Annotated in this window: 10 protein-coding genes; all 10 read right to left on the reverse strand. The window is 39.9% G+C overall.

Annotated features, from left to right (window positions below; translation table 11 throughout):
• Positions 1–27: 27 nt before the first annotated feature.
• Entirely contained in the window at positions 28–2,391 is a 2,364-nt protein-coding gene (locus tag B3E92_RS20605) for an FtsX-like permease family protein (RefSeq protein ID WP_070566253.1), read from the reverse strand.
• Positions 2,392–2,424: 33 nt separating this feature from the next.
• Entirely contained in the window at positions 2,425–4,806 is a 2,382-nt protein-coding gene (locus B3E92_RS20610; RefSeq protein WP_070566255.1) for an ABC transporter permease, read from the reverse strand.
• Positions 4,807–4,875: 69 nt separating this feature from the next.
• Positions 4,876–7,284 (reverse strand): ABC transporter permease, encoded by a 2,409-nt coding sequence (locus B3E92_RS20615; protein WP_070566257.1) that lies wholly within the window; start codon positions 7,282–7,284, stop codon positions 4,876–4,878.
• A 45-nt stretch (positions 7,285–7,329) separates the two neighbouring features.
• Positions 7,330–9,801 (reverse strand): ABC transporter permease, encoded by a 2,472-nt coding sequence (locus B3E92_RS20620; RefSeq protein WP_286898114.1) that lies wholly within the window; start codon positions 9,799–9,801, stop codon positions 7,330–7,332.
• 34 nt (positions 9,802–9,835) lie between these two features.
• Positions 9,836–12,256: an ABC transporter permease gene (locus B3E92_RS20625; RefSeq protein ID WP_286898115.1), complete on the reverse strand. Its 2,421-nt coding sequence runs from the start codon at positions 12,254–12,256 to the stop codon at positions 9,836–9,838.
• Positions 12,257–12,316: 60 nt separating this feature from the next.
• Positions 12,317–14,692, reverse strand: coding sequence for an ABC transporter permease (locus B3E92_RS20630; RefSeq protein WP_070566264.1), 2,376 nt, complete (start codon positions 14,690–14,692; stop codon positions 12,317–12,319).
• Between the two features lie 48 nt (positions 14,693–14,740).
• Positions 14,741–17,146, reverse strand: coding sequence for an ABC transporter permease (locus B3E92_RS20635; RefSeq protein ID WP_286898116.1), 2,406 nt, complete (start codon positions 17,144–17,146; stop codon positions 14,741–14,743).
• A gap of 44 nt (positions 17,147–17,190) precedes the next feature.
• On the reverse strand, positions 17,191–17,868 hold the full coding sequence (locus tag B3E92_RS20640; protein ID WP_046672289.1) for an ABC transporter ATP-binding protein: 678 nt from the start codon (positions 17,866–17,868) through the stop codon (positions 17,191–17,193).
• A gap of 91 nt (positions 17,869–17,959) precedes the next feature.
• Positions 17,960–20,326, reverse strand: a complete 2,367-nt coding sequence (locus B3E92_RS20645) for an ABC transporter permease (protein WP_088160331.1) — start codon at positions 20,324–20,326, stop codon at positions 17,960–17,962.
• 66 nt (positions 20,327–20,392) lie between these two features.
• A complete protein-coding gene (locus B3E92_RS20650) occupies positions 20,393–21,646 on the reverse strand; it encodes an efflux RND transporter periplasmic adaptor subunit (protein WP_120333433.1) in 1,254 nt (417 codons plus the stop codon).
• Positions 21,647–21,649: the final 3 nt, after the last annotated feature.

The raw sequence follows: 21,649 nt of genomic DNA on the forward strand, positions 1-21,649 counted from the left end.
TAGTGTCCGTCCCCGAACAAATTGGTATTATTCGCTTCTTAAGGTTTTTACAGGATTTGCTAATGTTGCTTTAATCGCTTGGTAACTAACGGTTAATAAGGTGATGATTAGGGCGGTTAAGCCTGTGATAGCAAAGACCGTCCATGTAATTGATATGCGGTAGACATAATCTTCGAGCCATGATTCCATTAGCAGATAGGCTAAAGGGGCTGCGAGTAAAAAGCCAATGCCTGTGAGCCAAATGTATTCTGTGGAAAGTAGTCGCCACAAGCCAAGTTCTGATGCGCCCAATACTTTACGAATGCCAATTTCTTTTTCTCGTTGCTCCGTAAGAAAGGAAACCAGCGCGTAGAGACCAAGACATGAAATGAGTATGGCCAACCCTGTAAATAAACTGGTTAAGCTCTTGATCATTTCCATCTGTTGAAACTCTTTGGCATATTCCTGATCCGTAAAGGTATAATCAAAAATAAGATCAGGATCTATGCGGTTGAATGCTGTGGCAATAGCTTTTAGGTTTTGTTTGACATCTTGATTTTCATCCAGTTGAAGCGTGATTTTATTCTTTGGTAAAAATTTTAGAAAATAAGCCGTCGGTGTAATGGATTTGAACGGCGATTCGGACAGCGTGTTCTGGATAATACCCACGATATGGTAATTAATACCGGCACGTGAAAGTTGTTTGCTGTTTAGGTCGGTAACTCCCATAAATTTGGCCGCAGCTTCGTTCAGAATAACAGCTGTTGAATCTGTTTTGAAATCTTTTGAAAAATTGCGTCCTTTTATAAAGTTCCATTGTACAGTATTAGCAAAGTTTTCATCCACGGTGAAGATCCCCATGATCGCACCGTCCCTGGTATCATTGCCCTGCCAATTAAAGCCACCACCCGTTAAGGATAGGTGGTTGACAAAGTTGGAAGAAAGGGAAGCATCTTTAACTAAACGCTGACCGATCAACTCTTTTCTAAGGACATCAAAGTTTTTGACGATAGTTGAATTGGATGAAGTAATGTTTATCAAATTTGAACCTTTATAACCTATTGGGCGGTCCTTGGTATAATGCAGTTGTTGAATCACCAGATAAGTGGATATCATCAGGAAAATAGAAATCGCAAATTGCACGATGACCATTGCCTTTCTACTTCTTGATCCGCCTTTTCGGTTGTTGATCTTACCTTTAAGTGCAAGAATAGGATTAAAGGCCGATAGAAATAATGCCGGATACATACCCGCTAAAAGCCCTATAACGCCTATTCCTAATAAAGAATAGCCATAAAAACGAATATCCGCAAAAGGTATATGCAATGAAGTGTGTGTAATCGTTTTGACCCAAGGCAAAAGCAATGTAGCGAATAGAACAGCGATCAAAAATGCGCAGGCTACCGCTAGGATTGACTCAACAAGAAAGCCTGCAATAAGCTGCCGGCGGTTGACACCAACCGATTTTAAAACCCCGATTTCTTTTCCTCTTTTCAGGCTTCTCGCCGTACTCAAGTTAATAAAATTAATACTGGCCAATAAAATAATGAATACGCTTATCCAAACAAACATCCATACATATTGAATCTGCCCGCCGACGTTCTTTCCATTTTTAAATGAATCGTATAAATGCCATTTGGACATCGCATGTAACAGGATTTCAGGTTTTATATCCGTCAGTTTTTTGTTGATGATATTTGTTAGTTTATTTTCCAAAGCGGGAACAAAGGCAGCATTTTCGATCTTAGCGAAAGTGCTGAAATAACAGCTGGACCAGCTTTCTTCAATACCTTGGTCTTTAGCAAGATAATCGACAAACGGCAATACATAATCTAAGCCATAAAAAGTGTTGTTTTCAGGAATATCTTTATAAACGCCCTGAACAGTATATTGTTCTTTACCATTCAATTGGAGCGTTTTCCCGATAACACTTGTCTGATTGAACAGTCGTTTTGCTAAGGATTCGGAAATTATGATGGTCGATGGATTGCCCGGTGTGGTACTATTTCCTTCTAAAGATTCGAGGGAAAATAATTCGGCGAATTTTCCCATGGCATAGAATCCCGGTGCATTAAGCTTTTTATCACCTACTTTAAGATTGTTGCTTTCCATATTGGTGACCAAAGTGGCATCTGCCATCTCATTTTTGAAATCAGACGCGATTGTTTTGACCAAGGGAATAGGGGTGGAGCGATCAGTAGATTTCTCATCATTGAAGGTTCCAGTCATCATGACCTGATAAATATGTTGATAATTGCTGTAATGCTTATCAAAAGAAAATTGTTTCAGTACCCATAATGTACTTATCAGGGCAACAGTAAACCCCAGTGCTAACCCCAAAATATTTATTGTTGTGTTTAAGGGACTGCGCTTCAAATTTCTCAGCGCTGCTTTTAGGAATAATCGAATCATTTTATGCTGTTGTTTTTGGTTCTCAAATATAAACTATTCATCGTGCAAACTTTTCACAGGATTGGCGTATGCCGCTTTAATGGATTGGAAACTCACCGTAAATAATGCAATAGCAATGGTTATCCCCGCCGCATATAGAAATATGGTGAATGGGAGCGTCGTTCTAAAGGCAAAACCATCGAGCCAATTTATACTGAAATATACAGCAATTGGTATTGCGATGACATTGGCCAAAATGACTAAGAGTAGAAATTCCTTGTTTAATAATTGCATAATGCTAAATACCGTTGCGCCAAGGACCTTTCTGATACCAATTTCTTTGGTCCTAACTTGTGCAGTATAGGTACATAGTCCTAAGAGTCCTAAGCAGGAGATGACGATGGCGATCAGGGCAAAAAAATTGAATAAAGAGCCTTGTTTCTGCTCATTCGTATATTGCTTTTGATAGCTTTCGTCCAGGAAGCTGTAGTTCATAGGCATATCATCATAATAACTTTTCCAGATGTGTTGCAAGGAGTTTAATGCGGATTTTGTACCAGAAGTTGTTGTTTTGATGTATAGCTGCCAGCAATCTTTTGGGCTATATTGAAAGACCATCGGCTCGATCTTTTGTCTAGCGCTCGCATAATTAAAATCTTTTACAACCCCAATAATAGTTCCCGGAACTGTTCGAATGCGTAAACGTGTGCCAATAGGATCTTTTAAACCCATTTCCCGTACTGCCGTTTCATTAAGAATGAAATGTGTTGAATCTGCTATGGAGCCTGTGAAATTACGACCTTGTGTTAGTTTTATCTTAAAAAAGTTGAGTGCAGATTGATCAGAATAGGTCATATTGAACCAGAGATTGGATTTGCTGGGCTTTCCTTCCCAATCGTTGTCTCCAGTTGAAGCTCCACCATAAACCATATCCCGGCCAAGACGGATAACATCATCAATATCCTTGTTTTTTAGAAGTTCGGTTTTGACAGCATCAAAATGTTTGGACATTTTTGGTGCCATAGCAACGGAAATAATATGATCCTTTTCGTAGCCTAAATTTTGATGTTTTATAAAATCCAATTGGCGACCGATAACAATTGTTAAAGTGATAAGGATGATGGAAACAGTGAACTGCAGGACAACCAGTATTTTTCGTGCACTGGAATTTTTTATGGTAAACCGGCCTTTAAGTACTTTAATCGGATCAAATCTCGATAAAAGCAGGGCAGGATATACACTTGTAAGTACAAGTGTTCCTAAAAGCATGAGCAGTAGGCTTATCCATAACGTAGGATTAAAGAGCTGTAGGGAAATCTGCTTCCCCGAGAAATTATTAAACAAAGGGAGGCCAATAAATACTAGCGCAAGTGCCAATGTTGATGCAATGACAAATAGTATGGTTGTTTCCAATATAAATTGGAAAAAAAGTTCCTTTTTACCAGCGCCGATAACTTTACGTATCCCCACTTCTTTTGCGCGCGACAACGACCGTGCAGTAGAAAGATTGATATAGTTAATACTTGCGATAACAAGAATCATAATCGCTACGCCTATAAAAACTCGAACATTGTCAATTCCTGCATCACTACCATCCATTTGGTAGAGATGCACCTTTGCGAGTGCTTGTGTAACGTAGGGGACAGGGGCATCCTCAGGTTTATTCCTTTCGTGTATCGCCTGTAGCTTTTTTGAAACTGTGGCAAGATTTGCATCAGGCCTCAGTTGGAGATAAGTTTCGAATGAAAAATTGGACCAATCTTCATCCATGGAAGATAAAAAGGTCTTATTATCATAGGTCGTTTTGTTTTTAATGTAAGCCTGTTCGTTAAATCTCGAAATGGGGAGCAGAACCTGAAATTGAAAAGTAGAGTTTTCTGGATAATCAGCAATGACACCTGATACAACACAAAGGTCCTCGATACCCAATGTCACAGTTTTTCCAATTGGATTTTCATCACCGAAGTACCGACGTGCCGTACGTTGCGTAAGTACAATGGAATTGTTGTCGGGGAAGGGTTGTTTTGAATTGCCCTGTAGTAGTGGAAAATCGAAAACCGTAAAATAACTGGGGTCTACAAATGCAAAGTTCTTTTCATTAAATCTCTTCTCTTTATATTTAAGTGCAGCATCTCCAATTTTGAAAATACGGACTGCATCCTGGACTTCAGGAATTTCCTTTTTTGCGAAACTTCCTAGGGGAGCAATGATGGATCCAAAGATTCGTTTTGATATCCCAGTTCCTCCTTCTATTCCAATTTTGTAGATGGAATGCTGATTTTTATGGAACCGGTCAAAGGACAACTCGTCTTGTATCCACAGCAATAAGAATATCCCCACAACCATTCCTGCTGTTAATCCTAAAATATTAATGGCGCTGTAGAATTTATTAGAAAAAATACTTCGCCACGCGGTTTTGATGAAGTTCTTTATCATTGTTATGGGGTTTTAAGTTCTTAATATATGTTATGCACAGGAGTACGCTTATTGCTTTTACCCGCTGATTTATTCATCCCTTAGACTATTGATCGGATTTGCTTTTGCTGCAAAGACACTTTTGGTTGATAATACAAGACTTGCAAATGCAATCAAGCCCAGTGCAGACAGTCCAAAAATCCAGGGACTTATCGTGGTTCGATAAACAAATTCATTGAGCCAGCTCTGCATAAAATAATAAGCAATTGGAAAGGCTACTAGACAGGCTATTGCAACCAATGATAGCAAATTCCGAAGCAGTAGAAAGGTTATCTGGAAAACAGATGCCCCCAATACTTTACGGATTCCAATTTCCTTTGTGCGTTGATTTGCCGTAAATATGGCTAATCCAAATAAACCTAGGCCAGCAATCAGGATTGAAAGCCCTACTGCCCATGATAGAAGCTTAGAAAGCTGTTTTTCTTGGGTGTAGAAATTTTGGACGACATCATCCAAAAATTTCAGATCCAGTTCGTCGTCTGGAAAGACCGATTTATAATTAGCCGTTATTTTATCAATGGTATTTTTCCAGTTTTCGGGATGCGATTGGTCCAATGCAATATGGAGTACGTATCCTTCCTTACTGCCTGTATACAAGACTGGTTTAACCGCCTGTCGGGCAGAGGCTAGATCAAAATCCTCCATTACACCAACGATGATATTCTGCCCATTTTCGAAAGTTTTACCAATGGCATCCTGGGGATCTTTGATATGCAGTAGCTCAAGTCCTTTTCTATTGATCAGCATTTCACTGGTTGAATCCAGTAAACGTATATTCCTTCCTGCCAGAAGTGGAATTTGATAGACTTCCAAATAATTTTCATCACCTGAGCGGCTATCGAATGTTAGCGATTCCTTTGTTGGCGACTGATCATAAGTGATTCCTGTGGTCATCCAGCCGTTCATCGCGGGTGCAATGTTCCCAAAACTAATCGCTTTGATATCCGGCAATTTTTTGAGCTCATTTTTAAGCACGAGACCTTTTGTAGAATTTTGGAAAGCTCCAGGAATATTGATGTTGACGATCGCGTCTTTCTGAAAACCCATGTCTCGATGGGAGACGTAATTGATCTGCCGCACGACAACGAGTACACAAATCAGAAAAGCCTGAGCTAAGACAAATTGGAAAATAGTCAGTGCTTTGCGGACCCATACGCTTCGGGAAAGATTGGTGTTTTTTCCAAGCTGGTTTTTGAGTGCCAATACAGGAGCGTATCCTGTCAATACCCAAGCTGGATAAAACCCCGCAAGAATGGTGACCACGATAAGCTGCCCGAATAAGAATAAAAGAATAACGGTTTTGTCTAAACGGTCTAAACTTAAGTTTTTGGGAATAAATCCTTCAAAAACATGTAAGAACAAAGGAAGCAATAAAACCGCGAGTATTGTCGCCGATAAGGTAATCAGAAATGTCTCTAGTAAGAATTGTTTAATTAATGTTGCCTTAGAGCTACCCAATGTCTTGCGAATACCCACTTCTTTAGCTCTTTCGATGGATTGTGCTGTGGATAAATTGATAAAATTTACCGCCCCTAGGGCTAACAGGAAGAATGCCAGTAAAATGAGGTTGCGAAGTGCTTCTGGATGAGTCGCTTCATAATTAAATCGCGTGTCGAAATGAACATCAGATAAGGCTTGTAATTCAAGTTTATCGTTGATTTTTTCACCTTCTTTGTATTTGTATTTTTTAAGGAGATTAGCAATATTCCGTTCCAGAAGACGCGGATTGCTGTGTGCTTTTGTCTTGATGAGTACCTGATGTGAATCAGAGATGCTGTTCCAAGCTTCCCAACTATACATCTTCTTTAGGTTGTTGTCTTGGACGATGGTCGCATCAGCGATGAAACTATCAAAATTAAAATCCGAATTATGTTGTGGATTTTCGATTACACCAGCGACCTGAAGTGGGATACTATCTGCATAGATGATGGTTTTGCCAATTACATTTGCAGGCAGTTCTTTTCCATAAAACTTTTCTAGTGTTTTCTGTGTAAGGATAATATTTCCGGATGAATTCAAAGCCTTAGGACTTCCAGCCAACCATTTCGAAGGGAAAATATCGAAGTATTGACTGTTGGTAAAAGCCATCTTTTGCTCTTTTGGAAAAGTTTGGAATTTATCCGTCGCGGTTGAAACTTTTAGTTTGGGAATATGGCTTCGATAAATGGGGGCTACTGCTTCTAAGTTCGGTAATTCCGATTCCATGGTACGAACCAATGGTACGTAAACACCGGCATTTTTAAATTCACCATTATTGACAACACGATAGACCTGTTCTTGATTTGGAACGTGTTTATCAAAACTGTAGTCGTATTGGATCATTAAGAAAATAACCAGCGTCGCCGTAATGCCAATCGCGAGACTAGTGATATTGATAAACGTGATCAACTTATGTTTTTTTAAAAAACGATAGGCTGTTTTAAGTGAATTTCTAATCATTGTTATTTCGTTTTTTGTTAACCCCAATTTGATATTCTAGTGTTGCTATTCGTCCCGTAAGCTATTTACGGGGTTTTGGATAGCAGCCTTGATCGATTGAAAACTAATGGTCAGTACCGCCGCAGATAGTGCTAGCCCAGCGCCTAATAGAAAAGGTGTTGCCGTAAGATCGATGCGGTAGTAAAAATCTTCCAGCCACTTGCTACAGGTCCACCAGGTCAAGGGTGCGGCAATAAGAATGCTGATTAAAATAAGCTGTACAAAGTTTTTAGCCAATAAATGAAAGATACTTGGAATACTTGCACCCAAAACTTTACGGATACCGATCTCTTTGCTGCGTTGGAAAGCCGCAAGGGTAATCAGCCCAAAGAGGCCCAAACAACCGATCAAAACAGCAACAATTGTACTCACGTTAATTAATTTGGCCAGATTTTGCTCTTTTTGATAGAGTGACGCAATCGTTTCATCGTAGAACTTTATTTCTATGGGGAGTTCCGGAAAAAACTGCGTATATACTTTGTTGATCGCTTCAATACTGGTTTTCCATTCTTTGCTGTTTCCCGATAGTTTTATATTGAAGGTATAGGCACCACGGCTAAAACTGCGCAAAGCCAAAGGTGTGATCTCTTTATAGAATTCCTGGGCATGAAAATCTTTAATAACGCCAACGATCGGGAAGGTACTGTCTTCTTGACCAATTGACTTCCCAATAGCATCTTGAGGCGAATTGAAACCGAACGCCTTGACAGCAGATTCATTAATAATATAAGCATTGACAGTCTCGGATTGTGGTAGATTGGTGCCCGCAATTAACTTCATATCATAGACAGCGATATAATTCGCATCCGCATTTTTAAAGAAAATATCGGATGAAATTTTCTCTTTTAACGTAGGGTCTTGTCGATGAAACCAAGATGATGAATAATTATTTGATAAGGGCTTGCTGCCGATTGACGCTGCCGAAACACCTTTTATTTTTTGGATCTCATGTAGGAGTGTTTGTTTCTTACTTTGATCCAGTTTTTCCTCATAAAATTTGTTGATGAGCTTGGAAGGTAGATCGAAGGTAACAACAGCATCTTTGTCGAATCCCATATCTTTGTTGAGGGTATAGGAGAGTTGTTGGCCGATAATGAGTGCTGAAACCGTAAAAAATTGAGCAATAAAGAATTGGAATACAATCAATGTTTTCCGAAGGTTGATTTGTGTTTTTCCGATTTGGAACTGCTTGCCGGCACGAAATAAGTTGACAGGCTGTACCTTTTTAATTAACCAAGAAGGATATGCCGAGGAAATTAAAGTCGTTACGGTCAGTAAAATTGCGATAAACAGCATGGATGTCGTCGAACTTGTAAAATCCTTTACTTTTTCCGGAATCATTTCCTGAAAATAGAAAAAGGCCAGTTTCGTCAGAAAGACCGAACAAACAAGTGCAATAGCAATGGTTAAAAACGATTCAAAAATAATTTGGCTAACCAATTTTCCCTGACTACTTCCCAATGTTTTACGGACACCAATATCTTTACTCCGCGCTGGTATTTGTGCCGTACTAAGATTGATATAGTTGATACAGGCCAAAAGCATCAGAAAAGCAGCTACGGCAATTAACCCATAAATAACGGTTTTGCTTGTTCTTTCGGCGTACCATTCTTTTATGTGTACTGCAAAATGGGAATCTTTTAGTGGCATGACTACGACCTTACGGTTGTAGTCAAACTTCGGTTTTTTTTCCTGGCTGAATTCCTGCCATTTTTTTTGTCCGATCTTATTGATAGCTGCCTGGATTGGAAGGTCTTTTACACCATCTTTTAATCGGATATAAAGTCTGTCAGTACCATTGGTATTCGTCCAGACATTCAGTGGGTAGACTTCTTCTTTAAGCAAGACGAATTCTGTGCCATTGAACTCCGTGTTGAAGCCAAGGTCATCAACAATGCCAGTTACTGTTTTGGGTATACTGTCGTTATAAAAGATGGTTTTACCGATTAAGCCCTGGACAGCCTGGTTTGGGAAATAAATGGCTGCCCTTTTTTTTGTCAATACGATGTCGTTGGCAGTTGAAAATGCTTTCTCTGGTGAACCTGCTAACCATTTGTAGCCAACGAGCTTGAAGTAGTCGCTGGTAGTCTCCGTCACATTGCCTTCAGCCTCATCAAAGTCCTCGACAAGTTTTTGATTTTTTTGTCCCTTGTTGATTGTGACAGATTCCATTTGATAATTTCTGAATGCTGGAGCGACCAGTTCCACGCCCGGAATTTCTTTTCGGATGGCCTGATAAAACGGCTTGGCCAATCCCCCATTGTAATTATCCTTGCCATCATTTTTAAACTGAGAAATGATCCTATAGGTTCGTTCAAGCTGAGGAACTCCAGCTTCAAAACTATACTCATAATTGACAATCTTAAATATGACCCAACATGACGTAATACCGATGGCTAGTCCAATAATATTTAATAGGGAGAATAGTTTATTCTTCCAAAGTTGTCGAATTGCCGATTTTAATAGGTGGTTGTTCATAGCTGGAATATCGTGATGGGATTAAATTATATTGTTATTCGTCTCTTAAACTATCTACAGGATTTGCCTTGGCAGCCTTGAGTGTTTGAAAACTCACCGTTACTAATGCGATAGTGATTGTAGCAAAACCAGCAAAGACAAACATCCACCATTGTGGTTCAATATGGTATGCAAAGTTGTCAAGCCATTTTTTCATCGCCATCCAAGATAGCGGTGTCGCGATGAGGAGCGCTACAGCCAATAACTTGATGAAGTCGGAAGAGAGCAGGAGGATTAAATTATAGATGGATGCACCGAGAACTTTCCGTACACCGATTTCTTTGGTACGCTGTTGGGCTGTATACGTAACAAGTCCCAATAAACCTAAACAGGCAATAAAAAGTGCCAGTCCGGAGAAGGCTGTAAAAAGTCTTCTAAAATTAAAATCCGCTTCATATTGTCGATTGAAATTGTCGTCGAGAAAGCTATATAAAAATGGACGGTTTGGTACAAGTTCATTCCACAGCTTGCCGATTCTGGCAACGGTCTCAGGCTGGTTTACATGTTGGATATTCAAGGTTAAATACCGGCTGCTGCTTGGTTCAAGTCGCAAAGCTAAAGGCTCAATCTTACGGTGTAAAGAAAGGTAATTGAAATCTTTCACTACACCGATAACCGTTCCTTCTCTTCCCCATTGATGAAATTGTTTGCCAATAATATCTTGTGGATTTGAATAGCCCCATTGTTTTGCAGCAGATTCATTGATAACAAGTGAATGGGCCGTATCCGCTGGGAAATCTCTGGAATAGGCACGTCCTGCGGCCATTTGCAGACCAATATTAGGAATAAAGTCAACATCGACTTCATATAAGAAAGGAGCGAATTGACTCATCGTTCCGTTTGCTGACATGATTTCTGTTCCTGCATTTGGAAAAAATGTTCCCGGTACCGTACGTGATGCAGTGACAGACAAAACATCTTTATCTTTTGCTAGTGTAGATTTTATCGCTTCCAGGTTATTGTTTACCTTATCATCGAAATTATAATCTATCACAAGCCGTTGATCTTTTTGAAATCCAAGATCTCGGTGCTGTAATTGATCTAGTTGAGAAAAGACGACGACTGTACCTGCAATGAGCGCAATAGAAAGGCAAAATTGGAAAACAACTAATACGCGACGTAATAATGTACCACCTTTGCTGTTGCTATAACTTCCTTTAAGTACTGCAATCGGTTTGAAATTTGCTAGAATCAACGCGGGATAGCTGGCGGCAAGAAGTCCCGTAAAAATGGTAGTGAATAGGAATATTGCCCAGGTCGTCCCATTTTTCAGGGATGAATAATTGAGGTGTTTGCCCGAGAATGCTTCCAAAAAGGGGAGAAAGGCCATAACGAGCAGTATAGCCAAAATACTACTGACGAATACAAGAACCAATGATTCAGACATAAACTGAAAGATCAGATTGCTTTTGCTTGCTCCTATGGTTTTTCGTACGCCTACTTCCTTTGCTCTTTCCATTGACCTTGATGTAGCCAGATTCATAAAGTTCACACAGGCGATCAGTAAGATGAATCCGCCAATAATGCTGAATATGTATAAATTCTGATAGCTTCCATTGGTACCGGGTTGACGATCTGCAGACGAGTGCATGTAAGCTTGCAGAAGTGGCTCGATATGGAAATTGTATTTTGCATTTGGGTTTTCATTTGTTGGGAGATGCCGCTTGAGAAACTCCGGTATTTTCTGGTCGAACTTTACAGGATCAAAGTCTTTTGAAGCGAGAAAGTATGTGTAGAAGTCTACATAATCCCAGCCTTCTTTATTAAATACGTCTGGCCGTGCTTTTCGGAATGTACTCATCGAGAGCAATGCATCGAACGTAAAGTGTGAATTAGCAGGTACATCGGCCATTACTGCCGTTACAGTATATAGACCTGCGTCAGCACGGCCCGCAGCTAAACCTCCCTCCAGCGTCTTGCCAATGGGATTTTGATCTCCGAAATATTTCTTTGCGGTACTTTCTGTTAATACAACAGAATAGGCGTTTTTTAAAGCTGTATGAGGATCGCCGGCCAAAACCTTCCAACTGAAGACATCAAATGCAGTGGAGTCCATGAAAAATACATTTTCCTCCTGGAATCTTTTATCGCCCTGTTTGAGCAGGATAGATGTTTGACCCGAGAATTGAACAACTTTCTCGATTTCTGGAAAGTCTGCTTTGATAGCTTCACCAATAGGTCCATTGCCCCAGATTTGATGCTGCTCTGTGCTGCTAACATCTTTATAGTCGTGTACGATGCGGTAAATCCGCTCTTTGTTTACGTGATATTTATCGTAGGAAAGTTCGTTCTGAACATAAATTGCGATCAATAGGCAACAGGCCAAACCTATTGCAAGGCCAATGATATTGATGGTCGAGTATCCTCTGTTTTTCTGGATATTGCGCCAGGCTATTTTTATATAATTCTTGATCATAGCTTTATTTCTTAAGTGCCAGTGTATACATGCCAATCATCCACTTTCTTATATTCGTTTTTATTCGTCCCTTAAACTATCTACGGGATTGGATAAAGCTGCCCGAACAGCCTGGTAGCTGACGGTAACAATGGCGATCAGCAAGGCCAAAATACCACCGAAGACAAATGTTTGCAGCTCTAGATCTGTTTTATATGCAAAATTGCTTAACCATTGTTTCATCAGGTAAACCGCTATGGGACAGGCTATCAGAATGGAAATGGAAACGAGTAGCACGAAATTTTTTCCCAATAGCCGGACGACACCAAAGGTGCTAGCTCCAAGAACTTTACGGATGCCGATTTCTTTTATACGCATTTGCGCTTCGTGAGTTGCCAATGCAAACAGACCTAAAGCAGATATAAAAATGGCAATACCTGCAAAAACATTGAACAACAAACCTGTACGCTGTTCGGATTTGTATAGACTATCAAATTGTTGATCAATGAAAGTATATTTGAAAGGAGCGTCTGATGGATAGCGGTTATAAACCTTCTCTAAGGCTTTGATAGCCTCAGCGGCTTTTGTGGTACTTGTTTTTACATAAAGCGTGCCCGATCCCCAGCGCGTCCAGAAGACCATTGGACCTATTTTATCTTTGATGGATTTGAAGTGAAAATCTTTCACCACACCGATAATTTGTCCAGGGAAATCGTGGAAACTCATATTGGATCCCACATATGGCGGCTTTAACCCCATTTGTTTTGCTAAGGTCTCGTTGATAATATATCCGGAAGAATCCGCTGGCAGGCCTGTGAAATTTTTCCCCTCAACGAACTGTATATTCATTAACGGAATAAAATCCTTGTCAATTTTGGCTTGCGCTACGATTAGCTTGTTGTCTTTGGATTTGCCAGGCCAATCTATATCGCCCGTGGCATTTCCGAAATCCGTCATGTTGTAAACACTTGAAAGAGAGACTCCTTGTATTGCGTCGTTATTTTTGAGTTCGGTCTGTATGGCGTCCATATGTTTGTAGGCCTCCTCAGGAAGACCAAGTGTAATGACATGATCTCGGTCGTATCCGAGGTTGATCTTTTGGATAAAATCCAGTTGATTGCGGATAACCAAGGTGCATACAATCAGTGTTACAGAAAGTGTAAATTGAAAAACCACCAATATTTTACGCATGGTCGTTGAGGAAACTCCTTTAACTGATTTTCCTTTTAACGAATGAATGGGATTGAATGAGGAAAGTTGTATCGCAGGATATATACTGGATAAGCCTAGTGTGCCGATAATCGCAACACCTATATATAACCATATTGTACTGTTTTGGAAGGAGTAGCTGATTGATTTTTGTGCAATTTGATTGTATCCAGTATGAAGTACAAGGATAAGAATGAAAGCTATTACGAGCGAGCAAAAGAATACAACAACCGTTTCGGTGATAAACTGTAAGAATAGATGGAGACGATTAGCACCGATTATCTTTCGGATGCCAACATCTTTGGCCCGGTCCAATGCCCGTGCAGTACTCAAATTGACATAATTTACTGCACCAATAACCAATAATAAGATTGCAATGATCCCAAAAATTTGCACCATGCGAAGTGTCGATTTATTGCCGTCCGGGGCGATTAAGTGCATGGTTTTTAAAGGATCTAAAACAAAGATGGTTGAATTTTCACCATCGCGGGCTTTGGTATAATTCTCCGAGATAAATTTTCCAATGAGGGTAGGAGAAGCCGTTGGTTTTACTTTGACGTAGGTAGCGAAGCTGTAATTGCCTAAGTCTTCATCGATTGTTTTCCATTTTCCATTACCGCCCCAATTTGTAAACCGTTGTGCATGATAACCTAATGGAATGATCACATTGAATTGCATCGAGGAATTTTGTGGAACATCTTTTAAGATACCGGCTACGGTGAACAGATCTGCACCATAACGGAAGGTCTTTCCAATGGCCTGCTGGCTGCTAAAGAGTTTTTCTGCTGTTGATGCTGTGACCAGTGCCTGTTTATAATTTTCCTGAAAACCTACAAGCGAGCCCTCTTGTAAGGGAAAATGAAACATATTAAAAAAACTGCCATCAACATAATAGATACTCATATCCGTTACAGGGCGTTTCAGCTTATCGTTGACCAAGGTAACATTATAATCCTGTGAAACGCGCGTTGCAAATTCTACGTCGGGTGCATTTTTGGCATAGTTGCCTATAGGGCCGGGAGTTATGCCCCAAATTGCGCCGTTATGTTCTGGATCCAAATGGGAATTTACGGTATATATTGCCTCATAGTTTGGGTGAAATTTATCAAAGCTCTGTTCATCCTGTACCCAAAAAATAATTAATATCGCTGCAGTAAGACTGACCGACAGACCTAATATATTGATAGCGGTATAGAATTTTCTTTTCCTTAATTCTCTAATTGCGGTTATTAAATAATTCTTTATCATAGGGACAGGTGTTAGTTGTATTGTTCATTAATGAGCTTCTTTATCATCTTATTCATCTCTTAAACTATGTACTGGATTTGCACGTGCCGCTTTTATGGATTGGTAGCTCATCGTAAAAAATGCAATAAGTAGGGTTGCGGCAGCCGGAATGATAAACATCCACCAGGATAGATCTATCTTATAAGCAAAATCATCCAACCATTTGTGCATCGCCCACCAAGCAATTGGGGTGGCGATCAAAATAGAAATGAGTATAAGTTTGATATAATCTTTTGATAATAATCCAATAATCCCCAATACCGTGCTTCCCAATACTTTTCGAATACCAATTTCTTTGGTACGTTGTACCGTGGTGATGGTAACCAGGCCGATCAATCCCAAGCAGCTGATGAGAATTGTCGTCGATGTAAATAGATTGATGATCTTCGAGAATTTTAGATCACTGCTATAGAGTTCTTTGATTTGCTGATCATAGAAATCATATTTGAATGGGGCTTTTGGATAATATTTTTTCCATTCTTTCTCAATCTGTTTTAAAGTTTCCGGCCAGGTAGTTGAATTATTGTTGAGTTTCACACTTAGTCTGTTTAATTCCCATTTTTTAATGGAACTCAGCATGACAACAGGTTGAATGGCTGCATGGAGATTTTTCGTGTGAAAATTGTCGGTTACTCCCACAATCTGACGCTGTTTGTCGGTATACGTAACAAAGCTCCCTACAGCGTTTTCAGCAGATTTAAAACCTAATTTTTGAACGCTGGCTAAGTTTAACACGATGCCTGTGCTCGTATCGGCCAATTGCAGCGGGCGGCCAGCAAGCATTTTAAAATTATAGAGCTTAAAGTTATCTTGGTCGACAAATTTCATTTGTACATCGGCTTGTAACTGTCCCGTATCACTTTTGGCAAACAAGGCATTTCCCCAATGGTCGTTACTCATGGGCAGATGCCCCAAGGAAGCCTGCTCAACACCTGCGATGTGCTTAATCGCTTGTTTGAAAACAAAAGGATCAACATTACTGTCCTGATAGCTTTTACTCGGAAAACGTAGGGTAATGATCGCATCCTTATCAAAGCCGTAGTTATTCTGTAGTGCATGTTTCAATTGTAGACCAATGATGCAAGTTGAAATAACAAATAGCTGGGCAATCAAAAATTGAAAAACAATGAGCATTTTTCGAAAAGAAAGATTGCCAAATTTGAGCGTTTGCGCATTCGAGATTTTAATGACTTCAACAATCTTGACTTTGTTTGTCAATAAAATCGGATAACCTGAGGAAATTAAAGTAATCGTAATTGTAAGTGTTGCTAAAAATAGCGATACACCCCAGGGATCTGGATATAGCTTGAGCTGATCGGGAATATATGCGGCTAAAACTGTTTGAATGAGAATAAGTAAAGGCCAAGATAAAAGCACCGAAAAAGCCGTAATGCAAAATGTTTCTAGCAGAAAGGATTTTGTAATTCTTTTCTGGCTTTCTCCCAATGTCTTTCTGATACCAATTTCCTTAGCGCGTTGTGGGATTTGGGCTGTAGCGAGATTGATGTAATTGACACAGGCGAGTAAGAGCAAAAATATACCTATGCCGATAAGACCGTACATTATTTTCTGATCAACATTATTTTGCGCATAAGAAGTAAAATGTAAGTCTTTTAAAGGAACTGTATTTACATGCATTTTAAATCCAAACTTGTCAAATTCAGCATGTGTCATCTCATACGCCTTTTTGTCGGCTGTCTTTATGAGGTTAGGAAGGGAAGCCGATGATTTTACCTTAATAAAAAGCTGCCAATTGGAATTTGAATTGTTCCAGTTTGTGCTATTCCATTCCTGTTCTGGAATCCGGATAAATTCTTTACCCAAAAAGCTGCTTGGATGAGCTAGATCTTTTACAATACCGGCGACATTGTACAATGTACTATCATAGGATAAGGTCTGTCCTATGATTTGGTCTATTGACGTGTTTGGGAAATACAATTTAGCCCGCGATTCTGTCAGGATGACTTCATGGCTATTTTTTAGTATATTCCTTTGGTCGCCAGCTAACCAAACATAAGGTGTCATTTTGAAATAGTCTCCCGTGGTACCGATGATTTCGGGCTGATCTTCAAACTCTATTTTCTGCGCGCCGCCATTATTACTGACACGCTCGAAGTATTGTTTAAAGATGGGTACTGTCAGTTCAACATTGACAAAGTTATCCTTGATATATGCCGGTAATGGTGCGGGAACACCATCGAAATGATCTAATTTATCCTTTTCCTCATAGGAGGTATGGACCTTGTAAATCTGCTCACTTTCTGGATGATGCTGGTCAAAACTAAATTCATAATTGACGATACGGAAAATTAGCCAACAGGCACTTATTCCGATGGCAAGCCCAAATACATTTAAAAATGTGAAAAGACGGTTGCGCCATAATTGTCTGAAAATTAATTTAATCGTGCTCATCATCTATAGGTTATTAGGATTAATATCTTGGTTATATATGAGTTGTCTTATACCGAAGTTGTTTCCATAATCACTTGTCCGTCTAGCATGCGGATTACACGATCAGAGAATTTTGCATCGTGCTCACTGTGTGTTACCATGACGATGGTTGTGCCGGCCTCGTTCAATTCAGTCAGGAGTTGCATAACTTCGTTACCGTTATTGGAATCGAGGTTACCTGTAGGCTCATCGGCAAGGATCAGTTTGGGATTATTGACAACCGCACGAGCGACAGCCACACGTTGCTGTTGACCTCCGGAAAGCTGTTGTGGGAAGTGATTGCGACGGTGCATGATCTGCACTTTTTCCAAAACTTCTTCTACACGTTTTTTGCGTTCTGCTGCTGGAACATTGGTATAAACCAGTGGAAGTTCCACGTTTTCAAATACGGTCAGCTCATCGATCAAATTGAAGCTCTGGAACACAAAACCAATGTTATGTTTGCGAAGATCTGAGCGACCGCGTTCTTTGAATTTGGCAACTTCAATCTCGTTGAATAGATAGCTTCCTTCATCCAAATCATCCAATAGACCAATGATATTGAGTAAAGTCGATTTCCCACAGCCCGAAGGCCCCATTACAGCAACAAACTCTCCCTCTTTGACATGGATATTGAGGTTGTTTAATGCGACGGTTTCAACTTCTTCTGTGCGGTAATACTTTTGAAGATTTGTGATTTTGATCATATTTTTTGTGCTCATGGTTTTTATGTTTTGTATCCTTGGCGAAATTGCTTTGGACAGTTACTATTTCTGTTATTAAATTCTTTTTTAGTGTTTATTGATCTCTTAAAGTCTTTGTCGGATTGGCTATCGCTGCTTTAAATGCCTGTGAACTGATGGTCAATAGGGCAATGATAATAGCTGTCAGACCACTGATGATAAAAATGGTCCAGGAAATATCGATATGATGTGCATAATTAGTTAGCCATTTGCTCATGATCATCCATGCAATAGGAAAGGCAATGATACATGATATTGCTACAAGAATGACAAATTCACGGTTGAGCATTTGGATAAGTCCCGAAACAGAGGCGCCCAAGACTTTACGAATGCTGATCTCTTTTGCGCGTTGCTCTGTTGCAAAGGCGGCTAAACCAAATAGACCTAAGCAGGATATAATGATAGACATCAGTGCAAATACACTGGATAGTTGCTGTACAAAAAGCTCCGCTTTAAACTTATTATTGAAACTATCATCTAAAAATTTATAGTCAAAAGGGAAGCCTGGGTTATTTTTGACGATGACCTTCTCGATTTGTTGAATGGCATCTGGTAAATCTACTCCAGCCTTTGTCTTAATGGTCATGATCCCATTATCTCTATTCATTGGTAGAAACAGCATCGGCTCAGGATCGGCATACACATTGTTATAAACGAAGTTCTTGACGACACCGGCGATAGTAAACTTTTCCTCACCGTAGCTGATGATGTTACCGGCCACAAGGCCATCTTTTTTGATCAGTTTTGCAAATGCTTCGTTGATGACAACCGATGTGCTGTCGCCTACAAAATTTTGATGAAAGTTTCTACCGTCAAAAAGCTTTAAGTCTAAAGCTGGAATAAGGCCCTCATCAGAACGTAACATACCAATCAAAATACTGGCATTTGGATCTTTTCCCTCCCAGCTAAAACCGGACGTATTGGAGTTGATATTGAGGATACTCATGTCACTGACACCGACTTCTTGCACAACTCCTGTTGCTAATAATTGATTTTTAATGAGCGGCAGATGTTTGCCCATATCGCCTTGTAGCGCTGTAGTCAACACCTGACTCTTATCAAAACCGAGATCTCTGTTCTTGTTGTGCTGAATCTGTTGGTAGATGATAATGGTACAGATAATTAACACAACTGAGGCTGTATATTGCAGGATGACCAACCCTTTACGGACGAGACTTCCACTACCGGCCTTCTGTTTCGTTCCTTTGATCGTTGAAAGCGGCTTGAATGCCGAAAGGAAAAACGCGGGATAGCTACCTGCAAATAATCCACATGCTAATGTTATTGTCGTTAAAAATAGCAGGTGTGAGGGGGCTAAAAGATTAACCTGAAGATTCTGGCCTATCATGGTGTTGAACGGCCTGATGAAGATATAGATTAGCAATATAGCAACAAGAGAGGAAATAATTGCCAAAACAAGGGATTCTCCCAAGAATTGCATAATGAGCGATTTGCGACTTGCACCAACCACTTTGCGCATTCCAACTTCTTTTGCTCTTTTTTCAGATCTTGCAGTTGCAAGATTCATGAAATTGATACAGGCGATCAGTAAGACAACCCAAGCGATAAAGGTAAATAGACGAATATTTTTAATGCCACCTTCTTTTTCAATACCACTGTTATCAAACTGATTGTAGGTAATCCAACGTTCCATTGGATAGAGGAAATTCTGTGAAAAAGTGACTTCACCATTGGTCTTGTGTTTGACGAAATCCATCATCTGCTTGTTAATCTGATCGACGTTGGCATTATCTTCGACCTGAACTAGGGTTTGAACACTATTGTTCCCCCAATTTTTTAGAAAATCCTGACCTGCTTCAAATTTTTTGAAAGGGATGAGCCATTGAAAATCATAGCTGCTATTTTTGGGGAGGTCCTTGATTACCCCCGCAATAATAAATGGCTCACTATTGTTTGTTTTGACGGTTTTTCCCAAGGCAGGACGGTTGCCAAATAATTTCTTCGCTGCAGTTTCTGATAATACAATGTTATTGACCTGATCAAAGGCAGTCTTTCGATCCCCTTCAAGAAATGCAAGGGATAGCACATCAGCGATGCTTCCATCGGCATATACACCATTTTGAAATATATTATTGTCTCCGACGGAAAACAGCATTGGCGAATTCCAGCTTATGCGTACTGCATGCTTGATGCCTGGGATTTCTTTCGCTATGCTTTGGGCAAAGGGTCCTGGGGTAGATTCAAATACATAGGTGGCTCCATCGTATGTCTGTTTTGATTTGACAATGTAGATATCCTTTTTGTTGGCGAAATTATCGTTGAAGCTCAACTGATTTTCAACCCATAAAAAAATCAACGATGCCGCAGCAATCCCGACCGCCAGTCCAAAAATATTTAGAAAGCTGTAACCTTTGGTTTTCCAAAGGTTACGAAGTGCGGTTTTAATAAAGTTTTTAATCATAATTATGGTCGTATGATAAAAGCGGTTATCGACAGACCTGATGTTATCGATAACCGCTGTATGATGTTACTTTTTAATATTCAGCTCCTGTACCTTGTCATACGTCTCGTAGCTCGATACAATAACTTTATCTCCCGGTTGTAGACCTTTGATGACCTCATAATATTCCGGATTCTGTCTTCCTAGTTGGATATCCACACGATACGCTGTGCTTCCATTTTTATCCAATTTGAAAATCCAGTTACCACCGGTCTGTTGATAGAATCCTCCTTTTGCCAGTAATAATGCTTTTGTCTCGTCACTTAACGCTAAACGTATCTGCAAAGTTTGTCCACGACGGATCCCTTTTGGAACATCATTGATAAATTCCATGTCAACCTGGAATCGACCATTGGTGACTTGTGTATAGACTTTCTTGATACGGAGTTTGTAGGTTTTTTCACCGATAGAAAATTCACCTTGTAGATCTGGGAAAATACGGTTGATATAATGTTCGTCAATATCAGCACGCACTTTGAATCCTGTCAAAACGTCGATTTGTCCCAACCGTTCCCCGGCATTTTTGTTTTGTCCGATTTCTGCATCGAAAGCTGTCAATTGTCCGTCAACAGGCGCTCTAACGATCAGATCACCAATTTTTCTTTTCATCAGTTCCAATGCACTCTGTGTACGTTGATAAGTTTGCTTATCCTGATTAGTTTTTTGCGCATTGGAGATTTCGTCCTGTTTTAGGATCTGTTTGGTCAAGTTGACCCGCTCTTTTTGATAGTTGTATTCGTTCTTTGATTTTTCGAACTCTTGTGTACCAATGGCTTTTTCAGCGAGTAATTTTCTATTTAAGGTATAGATTCGTTCAGCTTCACGATAAGCTTGTTCTACATCAGCCATTTGGTTGCGGTTGTTAATCGATGCTTGTTGTGCATTGGTCTGCGCTATTTGGGACTGTGTCAATAGATTCAGCACTTGTGTTTCTTGTTGTACCAAGGTAAGCTCCTGATCGGTATTGGAAAGACGCATGATTGCATCCCCTTTTTTTAAGATAGCGCCATCTTCTACAAACTTTTCTTCTACGCGTCCACCAACAGAAGCATCGAGGTATATGCTGCTAATAGGAAGTACAGTACCATTTATAGGGATAAATTCCTGAAAGTTTCCATTTTTTATTTCGACAATAGAGATGCGGTCAGCTTCAACATTCAGTTTGCTTTTGCCGGAGGTAAAATAGAAACTGGCGCTGATCAATCCAACTAAGCCAGCAACCCCCACAATAGTCATGATACGTTTGCTATTCCACTTCTTCTTTTCTAAAGGTCTGTCCATAAT

It is taken from the genome of Sphingobacterium sp. UBA6317 (assembly GCF_002440385.1).
Lineage (GTDB): Bacteria > Bacteroidota > Bacteroidia > Sphingobacteriales > Sphingobacteriaceae > Sphingobacterium > Sphingobacterium multivorum.

Coding starts and splice junctions, on each gene's coding strand:
- B3E92_RS20605 (WP_070566253.1), bottom strand. CDS start 2,391: ATGATTCGATTATTCCTAAAAGCAGCGCTGAGAAATTTGAAGCGCAGT.
- B3E92_RS20610 (WP_070566255.1), bottom strand. CDS start 4,806: ATGATAAAGAACTTCATCAAAACCGCGTGGCGAAGTATTTTTTCTAAT.
- B3E92_RS20615 (WP_070566257.1), bottom strand. CDS start 7,284: ATGATTAGAAATTCACTTAAAACAGCCTATCGTTTTTTAAAAAAACAT.
- B3E92_RS20620 (WP_286898114.1), bottom strand. CDS start 9,801: ATGAACAACCACCTATTAAAATCGGCAATTCGACAACTTTGGAAGAAT.
- B3E92_RS20625 (WP_286898115.1), bottom strand. CDS start 12,256: ATGATCAAGAATTATATAAAAATAGCCTGGCGCAATATCCAGAAAAAC.
- B3E92_RS20630 (WP_070566264.1), bottom strand. CDS start 14,692: ATGATAAAGAATTATTTAATAACCGCAATTAGAGAATTAAGGAAAAGA.
- B3E92_RS20635 (WP_286898116.1), bottom strand. CDS start 17,146: ATGATGAGCACGATTAAATTAATTTTCAGACAATTATGGCGCAACCGT.
- B3E92_RS20640 (WP_046672289.1), bottom strand. CDS start 17,868: ATGATCAAAATCACAAATCTTCAAAAGTATTACCGCACAGAAGAAGTT.
- B3E92_RS20645 (WP_088160331.1), bottom strand. CDS start 20,326: ATGATTAAAAACTTTATTAAAACCGCACTTCGTAACCTTTGGAAAACC.
- B3E92_RS20650 (WP_120333433.1), bottom strand. CDS start 21,646: ATGGACAGACCTTTAGAAAAGAAGAAGTGGAATAGCAAACGTATCATG.